We start from the raw sequence: 15,279 nt of genomic DNA on the forward strand, positions 1-15,279 counted from the left end.
CTGCAGCAAAAGCACCCTTATGAAACCGTGGAAAACCGAAATCTGGTCGCTGGAAGGAAATGACACTACCCGCGTCGGGCGCGCCCAGCTCGACGATGGGGCCGAATTCAGCGTGCAATTTGTTTCCCCCACCATGGCGCGGGTGATGCTTCGCCCGGCCGATGGCTGGCGCGAGCCACGAACCTGGGCCATCGCCCCGCAGCCAGGTCCCGACGTACCCTGGGAAGGACGCGAGCGTGACGACAGGTCTGGCTTCGAGCCGCCAATTACACACGTCACACAGGGCAGCTTCGGCACCGAACAACTCACCGTCACTTTAGGCGCGGCACCGCTGCACCTGCAATGGCACGCCTTCGGGGCCGACACGCCAGTGGCGAACGACCGCAAAACCACGGCCTATTTGCACCAATCGCGCGGAGGCCTGGTGCGCCACTACCTGGAGCGCCACACCACAGACCGCTACTACGGTTTGGGAGACAAGACCGGACCGCTCAATCTGCACGGCCGCCGGCTGCGTACTGCGGCGTTTGACGCGATGGGCTACGACCCGAAACATGGCGATTCGTTATACAAACACTGGCCATTCGTCATCAGCCGCGCGGCCAATGGGCAGTGGGTGGGGATCTACTATGACACGCTGGCCAACTGCACTTTTGACCTGGGCTGCGAGCACGACAACTACCACGACTTCTACCGCTATGTGGAGATTGAAGATGGCGATCTGGACTACTACCTGATGGTCGGCCGCACGCCAGCCGAGGTGATTGCGCAGTTCGTCCAGTTGATTGGCGGGAGCCACCTGCCACCGCGCTGGACACTGGGCTTTGCGCAAACCGCCATGGGCCTAACCGACCAACCCGACGCCCAGAACCATCTCTCGAAGTTCATTGACGAAGCCGTCGCCAACCGCATTCCCATCTCCTCCTTCCACTACGGCTCGGGTTATTCCAGCCGTGGCAAGCGGCGCTATGTGTTCACCTGGAACCGCGACAAGTTTCCCGACCCCAAGGCATTGAACGCCAAGTTTCACAGCCACGGCATGCACATCGTGGCCAACCTGAAACCCTGCCTGCTGGACGACCACCCGGCCTATGAGGCAGCCAAGGCCCAGGGTGCGTTTGTGGCCGACGCCCACACAGGCAGGCCCATAGTCGAACCATTCTGGGACGGCGTGGGTTCGCACCTGGACTTCACCCAGCCGGCGGCCATTCAGTGGTGGCAGGACGGGCTACGGCAGCAGGTGCTGGACTATGGCATCGACGTGGGCTGGAATGACAACAACGAATATTCGATACAGGACGAAGACGCACAATGTGCGGGCTTCGGGCGCCCTATCCCCATGCACCGCGCGCGCGCACTCCACCCGCTGCTCATGACCCGGGCCACGTTTGAGGCGCAACAGGAACGCGCCAAGGATAAGCAGGTCTACACCGTCACCCGGGGCGGCATGCCCGGTATCCAGCGCTATGCCCAGACCTGGACCGGCGACAACACCACCAGTTGGCGCACGCTGCGCTGGAACCTGCGCATGGGCTTGCAAATGAGCTTGTCGGGCATGTTCAACATTGGCCACGACATCGGGGGCTTCCATGGCCCCCTGCCCGAGCCGGAACTCTTTCTGCGCTGGGTACAGGCCTGCTGCCTGAACCCACGTGCGATCGTCAACTCCTGGAAGGCTGGTGGCGTAACCAGCGTGCCCTGGATGCACCCGGAGGTGACGCCGGCCATCCGCCAGGCGATCGAGCTGCGCTACCGCCTGATGCCCTACCTATGGTCGCTGTTCGAACGCGCCAGCCAGCACCACGAGCCCATCATCCGCCCCACGTTTTACGATTTCCCGGAGGATGCACAGTGCCTGGAAGACTGCGACGACTTCATGTTGGGTCGCTCATTGCTTGTAGCCCCCGTGGTCGAGGCAGGCGCCACCACTCGCCACGTCTACCTGCCAACCTTGGCGGATGACGCGCAATGGTTCGACTTCCAGACCGGTACAGCTTTTGCCAGCGGCCAGTGGCACACCGTTGACGCACCGCTGGCGCAACTGCCTTTGTTTGCCCGTGCCGGCGCGGCCATTCCCTGCGCTCGGCCTCAGACAGGCCAAATCCCCAGGTTCGACGACCCGGTGGCAGAAACCCGCCGGTTCTAAGAACCTGTTCTCGATCTATTTGGGGCCGCGCAGCTGCCTTTTCGGGTGGGGCTGGTAGGCGCGGCTCGCCGCCCATAGCCCCGCTATGGGCAAGAGTCGCAACGCCCCAGACTGCCCGAAAAGGCAACTGCCCTACGGGTTGGGGAGAAATCGGGCGATTTGTCCGCCATCACCCTTGCATGGGCAGGGAGCCCATGCTGCGGGCGCTGACAGCCAACTCATCCCGATTGCTCCCCAACGCGGCCTCAAATAGATCGTGAACAGGCTCTAAGAACGTTCAAGGTCTTCCGGGGACCATGTTGCAAGTCCCCGCTCCTGCTCACACGTGTCAGACAGTAACTTTTCGGCATTGACACTACACCGGGATGTCGACATTCATTTGACTCTGAATTCAAGGGTGATGTGCATCAAGTACTTGCGAAAATTTTGCTCAACCAGCTCTGAACTCTTGTTTCATCTAACTCTGAATTTAGACGTATTTTCATCACTTAACTCTGAACTTATCGAGCTGCAACTGTGGATTGCTGCGCTTGAAGGCCAGCTGTTGTTCGCCAACGATGCACAGCCAGCGGTCGCTAGATACTGCGTTTCGCACGCCGCATGGGTTGGACAGGCAGTCACCTGCCGTTCATGCGCGCTGCACTGACACGGGCTCCCTAAGTCACAAGGAATTTGTCTCAATCTTTGGACCTGGCAATTCATGCCTGGATGCCTTCGATTGCCACCATGGCTATCAGCGCATTGCAGTTATTCCCGAGTTGTTGCACGGCTACCTTTTCGCGGATGTCCAAATACGATCGCCTGGGTCAATCCAAAACTCGTGGTACCCGCAAGAGTCTGTAACCACTGCGACTCGATGGAAGACCGCATTAACGGGTGTTTCACCAACGTAAAACGTCCGCTGACATGTCAGGTCGGAGCCATCCTTAAATTGGACGTGAACACTGTCATCTGAAAAACCTGCCGCCAGCAGGCGGCTATCAAGAATGTCTTCGGCGGAGCGGCCCAGTCGCTTTGAAAGCGCCATCTGCCAGTTCTCCAATATATTGAACCATGGCAAGACAGCCAAGAAATTCGACACACCTGCCGCCCGGAATGAGCAGCCCTGCTCCAGGTTGAGAGCCGGGATGCGCAGTGCAGCCGTTACGACTTGACCCTACAGCGTGTCGAAGATGATGGGCCATCCTTCGCTCGGGACACCTGGCTAGTGGTGCACCGCGACCTGAAAAATGCGGGGCCGGTCCGGACCTTCTTGGTCGACGCTGTCGGCAGCCGTTTCACACAGGATGGAGTGGCTACGCCAGTGTAATGTTGCATCCTGCAACAACAAAAATTATTGCAGTGGGCTGTCCCTAATGTCACATCGGACATTGACTCAAATCAAGTCCCAACCGGTCTTTGCTGACGAAGATAGAAGCATCGACGGGTGGCATCTGACTGCGCGTCAATCGAGGTCAATTCGAGGTCAATATATGCAACAGGATCGAGATACGGGAACCTTGGCGATTTGGCGCCTTGAATCAAAACAACGACGCCGGTGTGATGGCAAGGACATGGGCCGGGAATTTGCTGCCGCCCTGGTAGGCTAACCATGTCTCGCAATAGTCCCCTAATAGACGTCTTTGTCAAGGATCGCATGGTTGGGGATGCGAGTTATCCAATGGACTCGTGGGCACCCGAAATCATTGCATCGGCCCCTGATGGAATTCTGCTGGTGAATTTAGATGGCACGATTCTGCTCACGAACAAAGCCATGGAGAATATTTCCGGGTACACCGAATCTGAACTCGTAGGCCACCCGGTGGAAGTACTCCTGCCCGCAGAATTGCATACGCGTCACAAGGAGAGCTCTCGTCGCTTCGGCCGCAATCCTGTGCGTCGCCCGATGGGAATGGTCAAGGATCTGTGCCTGCAACACAAGGACGGAACATCTGTCGCAGTAGACATTGCGTTGAGCCAGTGTGTGGCACACGGCGCAACTGCAATGATCGCTTTTGTGCGAGATATCTCAAGCATCAAGCTGCTTCAGAAGCAAATGCAATTCCAGGCGACACGAGATGCCCTCACCGGTATGCCAAATCGCTGGATGCTTGGTCAACATTTGGAGCATGCGCTGCTGCAGGCAAAGCAGAATCAGACGCAACTTGCTTTGTTGATGATTGACCTAGATGATTTCAAGTCGGTCAAGGATCTTCACGGACATGGTCTTGGCGACAAGGTCCTGATTGAGGCATCCCAACGCATCGCGGACAGCGTGCGCCCATGCGACACCGTCGCTCGGTTAAGTGGCGATGAATTTGTCGTTCTATTGAACGGACTCAGCATGCCGACAGAAGCAGTCGCGGTCGCCGACACGTTGAATCATCGGCTGGAGCAGCCTTGCTGCGTAGACGGTCAAAAGATTCGCCTAAGTGGCAGTGTCGGCATTGCGATCTACCCTGACGATGCCAAAGACGCGGAAACACTGATGCGCTACGCCAATATGGCCATGTACCGGGCAAAGGCGGAAGGAGGTGGACGGTACGCCTTGTATTCGGTCAGCATGGCGGCGCGGGTGGCGGAACGGGTACGAATCCAAGATCGGCTCGAAACTGCGATCAGGACCAACACCCTTCAACTCCATTATCAGCCGCAGATTCACGTGATGACCGGTGACATTGTCGGGGTCGAGGCGCTGCTGCGATGGACCGACGACGAGCTTGGGGAGATGCCGCCCGATCGATTCTTGCCCATCGCGGAAGAAACCGGTTTAATCATTCCACTAGGCAATTGGGTATTGGACCAAGCCTGTCAGCAGGCCGCGATTTGGTTCCAAACGGGCTTTCCAATTCGCGTCGCCATCAATATCTCTGCACGCCAATTCCGTCAACCGGACTTATCAGAGCATGTACAGCGGCGAATTCGGGAGGCTGGCCTACCACCACATCTAATCGAACTGGAGATCACCGAGTCGGAAGCGATGACCGACCCGCAGCAAACGAAATTGCTGCTGACCGAACTTTCCGGGTTGGGTGTGGCGGTCGCTCTGGATGATTTTGGAACGGGACATTCATCGCTAGCCTACATACGCGACTTTCCGATTTCCCGATTGAAAATCGACCGCACTTTTGTCCAGCCGATGACACAACGCAAAACCGATGCTGCATTGGTAAAGGCCATTCTGGTGTTGGCGCACATGATGGGCCTTGAGGTCGTTGCAGAAGGTGTTGAAACCCAAGACCAGTTAGAGCTTTTGCGCGCGCATGGCTGCAACTATTACCAAGGATGGCTATTTTCCAAAGCAGTTTCCGCCGAGAAGATCAACGCCATGCTGGAACAACCATAGTATTTCCGTGAGGTTAGAGGTTTTTCATGCGGCAATGGCCTGCTCTTGATCGAAACATTCGAGTTGCCGGATATCGAGGATACGGACGTACTTTTGCTGAACTTCGATGGTGCCCTGCGATGCCAGCTTCGAGAAAGCCCGGCTGACCGTTTCCAACTTGAGCCCGAGATAAGAGCCGATCTCCTCGCGGGTCATACGCAGAACGAATTCCGAATCGGAGAAACCGCGCGCATGCAGGCGCTTGGCAAGACTCAGCAGGAATGCCGATAAACGCTCCTCGGCACGCATACTGCCAAGCAGCAGCATCATGCCGTGGTCGCGCACGATCTCCCGACTCATCATTCTGTGCATATGATGCTGCATGGCGGGAATGTCGCGGGTAACCGCTTCCAGCTGGTCGAAGCGCATGGCACAGACTTCCGCATCCTCGAGCGCTACCGCATCGCCGTGGTGGCGCTCGGTGACGATGCCGTCAAGCCCCAGTATCTCGCCCGCCATCTGGAAGCCTGTAACCTGTTCGCGGCCATTTTCATTAGAAATAGTAGTCTTGAAAAAGCCCGTTCGTACGGTGTAGATCGACACGAAGGGATCACCATCGCCGTACAACGACTCCCCACGCTTGATACGGATGCGCTTGGACACCAGATCGCCGATGCGGTCGCGCTGGGATGCGTCCAGGTCGACAGGCATGCAAAGTGACTGAAGCTTGCACTTAGAGCAGTCTACGGCAGTTGATGTGTTCATTGCGGTTCCTTGTAAACGGGCGATGAGCAACTTTAGGCAGCCCAGGGTTGGTTGGCTGTAGGGAGTTCTTGATGGCGGCTGACGGGAGGTATGGCGGCTTTCGAGCAGAAACATCTGCAATGTGATGCACGTAGTCCGCTACCATGGCTTCCGCCGGGCCGGTGCCTGCGCCAGAATGTCGCCATGTCCAGAATAGAAACGACCCAATCCTCCCTGGAGGCAGCAGGACTCCCGACGCCCGGTGACGCCGTGCAAAACCTGGCCGACAGCGAAACACGGCTGGCGGCGCTGTTCGAGTCGGCGATGGACGGCATCGTGACCATTGACGACGCGCAGCGCATCGTGCTGTTCAACAAGGCGGCCGAGCGGCTGTTCCGCTGCGCAGCGGCAGACGCCCTGGGGCAGCCCATCACCAAGTTCATTCCCGTGCGTTATCGTGCCCACCACGACGCCTATGTCCAGTCGTTCGGCGAGAAGGGCATCACTACACGGCGCATGGGTGGCACAGGCGCCATCAGCGGCCTGCGCATGGACGGTGAAGAATTCCCCATCGAAGCCTCGATTTCCCAGGTCGATGTAGGGGGGCACAAGCTTTTCACCGTCATCCTGCGCGACGTGACCGAGCGGGTGCAGGCCGAGCAGCGCCTGCGTGAGCAGCAAGCGACGCTGGCCGCCGTGATCGACGCCGCAAGCGACGCTGTGGTCAGCTGCGATGAGGACGGACGCATCGTGCTGTTCAACCCCGCCGCGGAACGCATTTTCGGCCGTACGGCGGCGAGCATGCTGGGCTCGCCCCTGGACGCGTTGATACCCGCGCGCTACCGCGAGAGGCACGGGGGCGACTTCCAGGGTTTTGTCGACTCCCAGGTGACGCGCCGCGCCATGGGGGCCGGGCGGGTCAAGGGCATCCGGGCGGATGGCGAGGAACTGGAGTTGGAGGCTTCTATCTCACGCGCCACAGTCAATGGCCGCCTGACCCTGACGGCGATCCTGCGCGACGTGACCCAGCGCGCCCGGGCCGAGGCCGCGCTGCTGCGCTACCAGACCGAGCTCTCAGACCTGGCGCAGCAACTCATGAACCAGGAAAAGGTCACCACCCGCAGACTCGCGCAAGCCCTGCACGACCAACTGGGTCAGACCCTCACCGCCATCCGGCTGAGCTTCGATGCGGCCGCGGCCAGGCAGGCCGATGTAAGCATGGCCGGGCCTGGGGCGCTGCGTGTCAGCGGTCTCATCGACCAGGCCATTCGTGAAGTACGCCAAGTGCTGGTAGATCTGCGGCCGCCACTGCTGGACGACGATGGCCTGGCCGCGGCGCTGGACAACGAGCTGCAGGCGCGCGATCGCCTCGCGGTTGGGGTGGACCTGCTGCTGGAGGTGGATCCAGAAATCTCCGCGCTGCGCTGGCCCGCCGACATCGAATACGCGGCCTTCATGGTAGTGCGCGAAGCCATGGCCAACGCCATTCAGCATGCGCAGGCCAGCCTGGTGCGGGTGGTGCTGACCGGGGCCGAGCGGCACATGCGCGTGGAAGTGATCGATGACGGCCGCGGCTGGCCGCTGGAAGCACAAGGCGCACGGCCGGGCCATCTCGGCGTGGTGGGCATGCGTGAACGTGCGCTGGCCATCGGCGCCAGGTTCACCATCAACTCAGGCTTTGGCGCCGGCCCTGGCAATGGCACGGTCGTTCGATTGGAATGGGAGCCTTCGTCATGAGCACGCTGTATCTGGTGGACGACCATTTGATGGTGCGCGAGGGCCTGCGCGCCGTATTGGAAGTGGCCGGCCATGAGGTGGTCGGCGAAACCGCCGACCCCACGGTGGCCATTTCAGAAATCCTCCGTCAAATGCCCCAGGTGCTGTTGCTTGATCTGAGCCTCGGCAGCCGTTCGGGCTTCGAAGTGCTGGTGGAGCTGCAGCGGCGCAATGCCAATGTGAAGACCGTGGTGCTCACCATGTCGGCCCAGCCCCAGCATGTGACCGAGGCATTGCGCATGGGCGCGGTTGGCTATGTACTCAAGGGTGCAGCGTCAAGCGAAGTGCTGCGAGCCATCGAGGTTGTGCTGCAAGGTAAGCGATATCTAGGGCAGGATGTAGCCGATCTGGTGGCGCAGGCCCTCACGGGCAACCAGGACGAGGATCCGTTCGTAGCGCTGTCACCGCGCGAGCGTCAAATAGTGGTGATGGTGGTGCAAGGACAATCTAGCACTGTCATCGGCCGCGAACTGCACCTGTCGTCCAAGACGGTAGATACCTACCGAAGCCGGCTGATGAACAAGCTTGGCGTATCCAACGTCACCGCCCTGGTGCGGCTGGCGATGCGGCACAAATTGATGGGCGCAGACACCTAGCGGCAGTTGAGACCACGCAACTGTCGCACTTGACCGTACGCTATCGGTCAAAAACTCCCCACAGACGTTCGCATTCGTTTTTCCTACAGTTCGATCTGACCCCAGAGCAGCTGGCCGCGACAGGGGTTGTACTGGATCTCGATCAAGGAAAAATCATGCACGCATGTGAGGAGACGACAAGTGCCAACGAAGCTGCGCAATTCAGTTGGGGCTGGGTCAGCGCCACGCCACAGGCGATGCGGGATTCATTGACAACAAGGATGGTGCTCGCGCTCCATTTTTCATCGCTGAAGCTCTGCCACGACCGTCGCACGCGATATTTGGCCATGGCAATGGATCGGCATCAGGTTTCATGCGATCTGATCGGATTCAAGTTGATGGAGACACCGCTGATCGACCGCATGGCCATACCGTTGCGGCGGGCGTTTCGCAAACCCAGCCTACCTTTGAGCACTGGCTATTCTTCGCTGGTCTGCCTGCGGTGCCTTTCGATCCCGACCCTCAAGATTGCTCGCCGATTCGTCTCCGGCATCGCCGTGAACCCAAGCACCTGCAAGATCGCGCGGCTGATCGGGGAGGTGGCGTACCGGCTGAATCTGTGCTGCATTGCCGAAGACATCGAAGCCGAAGAGCAGCAGTGCTTAGTACGCGCTCTTGAAGGCAACGAGCTTCAGGGCATTTTATTGATCCCCCCGATGGAAGTTCAGGTTACGTTCAGCCTACTGGCCAGATGTCTATCCTGGATTGGGCTTACTAACAGGACGTCAGACAGGATGTCAGACGCTGCCAAAAGTATTGACCCAAATCAAACCCGGTGGCCGGCGCATCACCGAAACTCCGCCCAAGAACATCTTTCCGGTTCATGGGGCGAACTGGTGGTATCAGGCGATTCAATGGAAGGAAGAGCGTTGTGTACAACCGGCTGAACAGGCCACGCGGTGATGCACCGAACCTGCATCCACTATGCATCCTGACCGTATTCGAATCGGGGCTGTACCGGGACCAGGTTCGTCAATGGTGCGCTGCGCTGGCACCCGCAAGTCGCGTCCTCGACGTGTCGAGTGCAACCGACGCGGTATTCACGCTGCTGACCGAGCAGGTGGACATAGTGCTCATTGATGCCATGCTGGCCGTAGACATGTTGGGCGCACTCAAGCACCATGCACGTCGATCTTCTCCGTATGCCAGGCTGGCCGTATTTAGCAGCTCCGCGGCCAAGCAGGCAAGCTCTTCGGGGTCCTCACCCGGCGAGACTTTGCCGTGGTCTGAACTGCAACCAATGGTGGAGCAGTTGCTGACTGCGGCATGAAACTGCCGGAGTCAGACTGGGCGGTGTAAGCCACGTGGCAAAGGACGCACGATGTCGCGTCGTAACCGTGAGTGATTTCATTGCACGTTTTTCAATCTGAAACAAGGGGGGCGGCGGAAACCGACACCCGCCCCGATACTCATTCCACAGGCTGCGCCCTGCCCATCCGCAACCAATTTGCCAAATTTGCAGCCTCTGACCTTGAATTGACACAAGAAGCCCTTATCATTAGCACTCGAAGGCAATGAGTGCTAACACTTTTGCTTCATCCCCTTTTTGCAACATTTCATCTTTAGGAGATTCCATGAACCTACGTCCCCTCGGCGATCGCGTGATCGTTAAGCGTATTGACAGCGAAACCAAGACCGCTTCCGGCATCGTGATTCCTGACTCTGCTGCTGAAAAGCCAGATCAAGGCGAAGTGCTGGCTGTAGGCCCAGGCAAGAAGAACGACAAGGGTGAAATCTCCGCCCTGACCGTCAAGGTCGGCGACCGCGTTCTGTTCGGCAAGTACAGCGGCCAAACCGTCAAGGTGTCTGGCGACGAACTGCTGGTGATGAAGGAAGACGACCTGTTCGCAGTCGTCGAGAAGTAATTTCTCGCCTTTCACCGTCCCCTTAATTAATTGAATCCGGAGAAATTCTCATGGCAGCAAAAGACGTAGTTTTCGGCGGCGAAGCCCGCGCACGCATGGTTGAAGGCGTGAACATCCTGGCTAACGCAGTCAAGGTGACCCTGGGCCCTAAAGGCCGTAACGTGGTTCTGGAGCGCTCGTTCGGCGCCCCTACCGTGACCAAGGACGGTGTGTCCGTGGCCAAGGAAATCGAACTGAAAGACAAGCTGCAAAACATGGGTGCGCAGATGGTCAAGGAAGTTGCTTCCAAGACCTCCGACCTGGCTGGTGACGGCACCACCACCGCAACCGTGCTGGCACAAGCCATCATCCGCGAAGGCATGAAGTACGTGGCCGCCGGCATGAACCCGATGGACCTGAAGCGCGGTATCGACAAGGCTGTGGCAGCCCTGGTGGAAGAGCTGAAGAAGGCTTCCAAGCCCACCACCACCTCCAAGGAAATCGCCCAAGTCGGCTCCATTTCCGCCAACTCTGACTCCAGCATTGGTGACATCATCGCCAGCGCCATGGACAAGGTCGGCAAGGAAGGCGTGATCACCGTGGAAGACGGCAAGTCCCTGGCCAACGAACTGGACGTGGTTGAAGGCATGCAATTCGACCGCGGCTACCTGTCGCCCTACTTCATCAACAACCCAGAAAAGCAAGCCGCTTTGCTGGACAACCCGTTTGTTCTGTTGTTCGACAAGAAGATCAGCAACATCCGTGACCTGCTGCCAACCCTGGAACAAGTTGCCAAGTCTGGCCGTCCTCTGCTGATCATCGCTGAAGAAGTCGATGGCGAAGCACTGGCGACCCTGGTGGTCAACACCATCCGTGGCATCCTGAAGGTTGTGGCTGTGAAGGCTCCTGGCTTCGGCGACCGTCGCAAGGCCATGCTGGAAGACATCGCCATCCTGACTGGCGGCAAGGTTATCGCTGAAGAAGTCGGCCTGACCCTGGAAAAGGTCACCCTGGCTGACCTCGGCCAAGCCAAGCGCATCGAAGTGGGCAAAGAAAACACCACCATCATTGATGGCGCCGGTGCAGCTGCCGACATCGAAGCCCGCGTCAAGCAAGTGCGCGTTCAAATCGAAGAAGCGACCAGCGACTACGACCGTGAAAAGCTGCAAGAACGCGTGGCCAAGCTGGCTGGCGGTGTTGCCGTGATCAAGGTTGGCGCTACCACCGAAATCGAAATGAAGGAAAAGAAGGCCCGCGTCGAAGACGCCCTGCACGCTACCCGCGCTGCTGTGGAAGAAGGCATTGTGGCTGGCGGCGGCGTGGCTCTGCTGCGTGCCAAGCAAGCTGCTGGCAAGATCGAAGGCGCTAACGCCGACCAAGACGCCGGCATCAAGCTGGTGTTGAAGGCCATCGAAGCGCCTCTGCGCGAAATCGTGTTCAACGCTGGCGAAGAAGCCTCCGTGGTCGTCGCAGCTGTGTTGGCCGGCAAGGGCAACTTCGGCTACAACGCTGCTAACGGCGAATACGGCGACATGATCGAAATGGGTATCCTGGACCCAACGAAGGTGACCCGTACCGCTCTGCAAAACGCAGCCTCTGTCGCATCCCTGATGCTGACGACCGAAGCCATGATCGCTGAGTCTCCAAAAGACGAAGCTGGTGCTGGCGGCGGCATGCCTGGTGGCATGGGCGGAATGGGCGGCATGGGCGACATGGGCATGTAATTTCGCCGCGAAACGGGCCGCCCGCGTCGTTACCAAGTCTTGCCGTGGCGATGCCACTGTCTGCGACTTGGCGCCTAGCGGACGACCCGTTGCGCAACGAAATCCGTCCCATTCGACACACGTCGAAAAGACCCAAAAAAACCCCGCAGAGTGCGAACTCTGCGGGGTTTTCTTCATGGGCGACAGGAAAGCTTAGGCTAACTTGAAAGCCTTGCGCGCATCCAGTGCGGCCTGGCGCACGTGGCAGCCTTCCTGGTGGTCGTTGACCAGGCCCATGGCCTGCATGAAGGCGTAGACGGTGGTGGGGCCGACGAACTTCCAGCCCTGACGCTTCAGCTCCTTAGACAGCGCCACCGACTCGGGTGACTGGCCCATGGCACGCAGTGCCTCTACTGTCAGGCGGCTGGGGCGTGACGCAGCGCTGGGCTCGAAACGCCAGAAGTAGCTGGCCAGCGAAGCTTCTTTCTCCAGCAGCTTCTCGGCGCACTGGGCGTTGTTGATGGCCGCCTCGATCTTGCCGCGGTGGCGCACGATGCCGGCGTCGCCCAACAGGCGCTCTACATCCTTCGGGCCGAAACGCGCCACGGTGGCGATGTCAAACCCGGCAAAACCGGCGCGGAAGCTTTCGCGCTTGCGCAAAATCGTCAGCCAGCTCAGGCCCGACTGGAAGCCTTCCAGGCAGATCTTTTCAAACAACCGGGTGTCGTTGCCCACGGGGAAGCCCCATTCGCGGTCATGGTAGTTGCGGTAGATCTCGGAGCTGTCGCACCAGAAGCAGCGCTGGGGCTGCGGGCTGTCGGTAGAGGTCGGTAAAGAGTCCATGCGGCATTTTGAACCATCCGTCCTGCAGCCAGGCACGACACACAGGTGTAATGTCTCAAAATGATCGATACTGGTCGCACTTCAAATGGCTTTCCATGCGCTGCCGCACAAAAATAGTACGCACACAACAACCCGTTTGAAAGAAGCTCCCCATGAAAACCTGTCTCATTCTGATCGACGCCCAGGAATCCTTCCGGCACCGCCCATACTTTACGCCAGCCACCCTGCCCGGCTACCTGGCAGAGCAGAACGCCCTGATCGACGGCTGCTTGACCCGTGGCATTCCCATCGTGCGCATCTTCCATGTGGCGGGCCCCCAAACGGCCGACAACGCTTTCGCCGTCGAGTCTGGCCACATCCAGCCGATCGCCGGGCTGGCCGCGTTTGAAGCCGCCGCCACTTTCACCAAAAGCCGCCATAGCGCACTGGTCGACACCGGGCTGCAGGTCTGGCTGACACAGAACGGCATCGGCAAGCTGATCATCAGCGGCATCCGCACCGAGCAATGCTGCGAAACCACCACCCGCCATGCGTCCGACCTGGGCTGGACGGTGGACTACTGCCTGGACGCCACTTTGACCTGGGACATGCAGCACCTGGACGGCTCGGTACTGGCCGCCGCCGACATCAAGGCCCGCACCGCCGCCGTGCTGACCGATCGCTTCGCCCGCATCTGCACGGTAGACCAAGCCCTGGCCGGAGCCGCAGCATGACGCACCATGTTGCCATCCTGGTGTTCGACAATGTGGAGGCGCTGGACTTCGCCGGCCCCTACGAGGTGTTCACCACCGCCAGCCGGGTCCACGCCCGCAGCCACCCCCACGACGGACCGCTGTTTGCTACACAATGCGTAGCACGCAGCGCAGATACTGTCTGCGCCAGAGCCGGATTACGCATTATTCCCGACGCCACCTTCGCCAGCTGTACCGCAACCGACCTGCTAGTCATCCCCGGCGGGGTGATCGATGCGGCCATGGCCTGCAAGCCGACGATTGACTGGATCGCCGCCACCGCAGGCACGGCCAGCACGGTGGCCTCGGTTTGCACCGGCGCCTTTCTGCTGGCGCAGAGCGGCGTCATCCAAAGCGGCCCAGTCACCACGCATTGGGAAGACGTGGCCGATCTGCAGCGCCTGTTCCCAGCGCTGGACGTGCAAACCGGCCCGCGTTGGGTGGATTGCGGACGCACCATTACATCGGCCGGCATCAGCGCTGGCATCGACATGTGCCTGCACCTGGTGGGCAAGCTGGCCAGCCATGACCTGGCAGTGCGCACCGCCCGCCAAATGGACTACGCGTGGCAGCCCCAGCCGTAATCCAGGTGCTGTTCGTGCTGATGCCGAACAGCCTGCTACTCGACTGGGCCGGCCCGGCCGAGGCGCTGCGCATTACCAACCAGTGCTTGCTGGCCCAGGGCCAGCCCGAGCGCTTTGCCTTGCAGTTCGTCGGGCCGGAGGCGGACAACGTGTCTTCCGTCGGCGCCCTGCTGACCGGTCTGCAGCCACTGCCATCCGTACTTCCCGCGCCCAGCTGGGTAGTGCTGGTCGGCCTGCCTGGCAGCACCATCGCCGTGGACAACGCACCGGCCCGTACTGTGCTGCACTGGTTGCGCGGCCTGCGCCCGCAGCGGCAGCAGTTGGAACTGGTCACCGTGTGCGCCGGCACCCTGCTGGCCGCCCACGCGGGCCTGCTAGCCGGTAGACGCGTGACCACGCACCACCAGCATCTGGACGAGCTGCGCAGCGTGGAGCCGCACTGCGAGGTGGTGGCCAACCGGGTGTTTGTGGAAGATGCGCCGGTGTACAGCAGCGCAGGTGTGACCACCGGCATCGACCTGGTGCTGCAGCGCATAGCCGATACCTGCGGCGAGCCGATCGCCGCCCAGGTGGCACAGACCATGGTGGTGGCGCTGCGGCGCGGGCCGCACGACCCCGAGCTATCGCCCTTCTTGAGCTACCGCAACCATATGCACCCTGCCCTGCACCGGGTGCAAGACGCTGTGAGCCTGGACCCGCGCCACGGCTGGACGGTGCCGCGCATGGCCGAGATCGCCCATACCTCGCCACGGCATCTGACGCGCCTGTTCGTGGAATACACGCAGATCGCGCCGCTGCAGTACCTGCGCCGCATCCGTCTGGCGGTGGCCCAAACAGCGCTGCAGTCCGGCCACAGCGTAAACCAGGCAGCAGAGCTGGCGGGCTTCAGTTCTGACACGCAGCTGCGCCGGGCTTGGCACCAGCTGGGGCTGAGCGGTGCCCCCTCGCAGGCGCGGCCGGCCTGAAGCC

13 protein-coding genes are annotated in these 15,279 nt (G+C 60.1%); 11 read left to right on the forward strand and 2 right to left on the reverse strand.

Annotation, left to right across the window (positions count from 1 at the left end):
• Positions 1–19: 19 nt before the first annotated feature.
• Together AC07O2_RS11810 and AC07O2_RS11815 are read left to right on the forward strand one after the other, a co-directional pair.
• On the forward strand, positions 20–2,146 hold the full coding sequence (locus AC07O2_RS11810; RefSeq protein ID WP_495075936.1) for a glycoside hydrolase family 31 protein: 2,127 nt from the start codon (positions 20–22) through the stop codon (positions 2,144–2,146).
• 1,591 nt (positions 2,147–3,737) lie between these two features.
• Positions 3,738–5,471: a putative bifunctional diguanylate cyclase/phosphodiesterase gene (locus AC07O2_RS11815; RefSeq protein WP_495075937.1), complete on the forward strand. Its 1,734-nt coding sequence runs from the start codon at positions 3,738–3,740 to the stop codon at positions 5,469–5,471.
• A 24-nt stretch (positions 5,472–5,495) separates the two neighbouring features.
• On the opposite strand, the gene AC07O2_RS11820 is transcribed toward AC07O2_RS11815, so the two are convergent.
• On the reverse strand, positions 5,496–6,215 hold the full coding sequence (locus AC07O2_RS11820; protein WP_495075938.1) for a helix-turn-helix domain-containing protein: 720 nt from the start codon (positions 6,213–6,215) through the stop codon (positions 5,496–5,498).
• Between the two features lie 183 nt (positions 6,216–6,398).
• Here AC07O2_RS11820 and AC07O2_RS11825 point away from each other — a divergent pair, with 183 nt between their 5' ends.
• The 6 genes from AC07O2_RS11825 to groL all read left to right on the forward strand — a co-directional run bounded on the left by AC07O2_RS11825 (position 6,399) and on the right by groL (position 12,173).
• Positions 6,399–7,931: a PAS domain-containing sensor histidine kinase gene (locus tag AC07O2_RS11825; protein ID WP_495075939.1), complete on the forward strand. Its 1,533-nt coding sequence runs from the start codon at positions 6,399–6,401 to the stop codon at positions 7,929–7,931.
• On the forward strand, positions 7,928–8,566 hold the full coding sequence (locus AC07O2_RS11830) for a response regulator (protein ID WP_495075940.1): 639 nt from the start codon (positions 7,928–7,930) through the stop codon (positions 8,564–8,566). The genes AC07O2_RS11825 and AC07O2_RS11830 overlap by 4 nt, the downstream gene beginning before the upstream one ends.
• Positions 8,567–8,595: 29 nt before the next feature.
• Positions 8,596–9,492, forward strand: a complete 897-nt coding sequence (locus AC07O2_RS11835) for an EAL domain-containing protein (RefSeq protein ID WP_495075941.1) — start codon at positions 8,596–8,598, stop codon at positions 9,490–9,492.
• On the forward strand, positions 9,477–9,875 hold the full coding sequence (locus tag AC07O2_RS11840) for a hypothetical protein (RefSeq protein ID WP_495075942.1): 399 nt from the start codon (positions 9,477–9,479) through the stop codon (positions 9,873–9,875). The genes AC07O2_RS11835 and AC07O2_RS11840 overlap by 16 nt, the downstream gene beginning before the upstream one ends.
• Before the next feature lie 304 nt (positions 9,876–10,179).
• Positions 10,180–10,470 carry a co-chaperone GroES gene (locus tag AC07O2_RS11845; RefSeq protein ID WP_495075943.1) on the forward strand — a complete coding sequence of 97 codons (291 nt, stop codon included), beginning with the start codon at positions 10,180–10,182 and terminating at the stop codon, positions 10,468–10,470.
• A gap of 50 nt (positions 10,471–10,520) precedes the next feature.
• Positions 10,521–12,173, forward strand: a complete 1,653-nt coding sequence (gene groL / locus AC07O2_RS11850) for a chaperonin GroEL (protein WP_495075944.1) — start codon at positions 10,521–10,523, stop codon at positions 12,171–12,173.
• A gap of 192 nt (positions 12,174–12,365) precedes the next feature.
• On the opposite strand, the gene AC07O2_RS11855 is transcribed toward groL, so the two are convergent.
• Entirely contained in the window at positions 12,366–12,995 is a 630-nt protein-coding gene (locus AC07O2_RS11855; protein ID WP_495075945.1) for a DNA-3-methyladenine glycosylase I, read from the reverse strand.
• 152 nt (positions 12,996–13,147) lie between these two features.
• On the opposite strand from AC07O2_RS11855, the gene AC07O2_RS11860 reads away from it, so the two are divergent.
• The 3 genes from AC07O2_RS11860 to AC07O2_RS11870 are packed head-to-tail and all read left to right on the forward strand — an operon-like array spanning position 13,148 to position 15,275.
• On the forward strand, positions 13,148–13,708 hold the full coding sequence (locus AC07O2_RS11860) for an isochorismatase family protein (RefSeq protein WP_495075946.1): 561 nt from the start codon (positions 13,148–13,150) through the stop codon (positions 13,706–13,708).
• The gene (locus AC07O2_RS11865) at positions 13,705–14,310 is read left to right on the forward strand and encodes a DJ-1/PfpI family protein (protein WP_495075947.1); all 606 of its coding nucleotides are present in this window, start codon (positions 13,705–13,707) and stop codon (positions 14,308–14,310) included. Before AC07O2_RS11860 ends, AC07O2_RS11865 begins: the two co-directional genes overlap by 4 nt.
• Before the next feature lie 20 nt (positions 14,311–14,330).
• Positions 14,331–15,275, forward strand: coding sequence for a GlxA family transcriptional regulator (locus AC07O2_RS11870; protein ID WP_495076087.1), 945 nt, complete (start codon positions 14,331–14,333; stop codon positions 15,273–15,275).
• Positions 15,276–15,279: the final 4 nt, after the last annotated feature.

Source organism: Rhodoferax sp. GW821-FHT10B06 (assembly GCF_059415605.1).

Coding starts and splice junctions, on each gene's coding strand:
- AC07O2_RS11860 (WP_495075946.1), top strand. CDS start 13,148: ATGAAAACCTGTCTCATTCTGATCGACGCCCAGGAATCCTTCCGGCAC.
- AC07O2_RS11830 (WP_495075940.1), top strand. CDS start 7,928: ATGAGCACGCTGTATCTGGTGGACGACCATTTGATGGTGCGCGAGGGC.
- AC07O2_RS11845 (WP_495075943.1), top strand. CDS start 10,180: ATGAACCTACGTCCCCTCGGCGATCGCGTGATCGTTAAGCGTATTGAC.
- AC07O2_RS11855 (WP_495075945.1), bottom strand. CDS start 12,995: ATGGACTCTTTACCGACCTCTACCGACAGCCCGCAGCCCCAGCGCTGC.
- AC07O2_RS11865 (WP_495075947.1), top strand. CDS start 13,705: ATGACGCACCATGTTGCCATCCTGGTGTTCGACAATGTGGAGGCGCTG.
- AC07O2_RS11810 (WP_495075936.1), top strand. CDS start 20: ATGAAACCGTGGAAAACCGAAATCTGGTCGCTGGAAGGAAATGACACT.
- groL (WP_495075944.1), top strand. CDS start 10,521: ATGGCAGCAAAAGACGTAGTTTTCGGCGGCGAAGCCCGCGCACGCATG.
- AC07O2_RS11825 (WP_495075939.1), top strand. CDS start 6,399: ATGTCCAGAATAGAAACGACCCAATCCTCCCTGGAGGCAGCAGGACTC.
- AC07O2_RS11815 (WP_495075937.1), top strand. CDS start 3,738: ATGTCTCGCAATAGTCCCCTAATAGACGTCTTTGTCAAGGATCGCATG.
- AC07O2_RS11870 (WP_495076087.1), top strand. CDS start 14,331: ATGCCGAACAGCCTGCTACTCGACTGGGCCGGCCCGGCCGAGGCGCTG.
- AC07O2_RS11820 (WP_495075938.1), bottom strand. CDS start 6,215: ATGAACACATCAACTGCCGTAGACTGCTCTAAGTGCAAGCTTCAGTCA.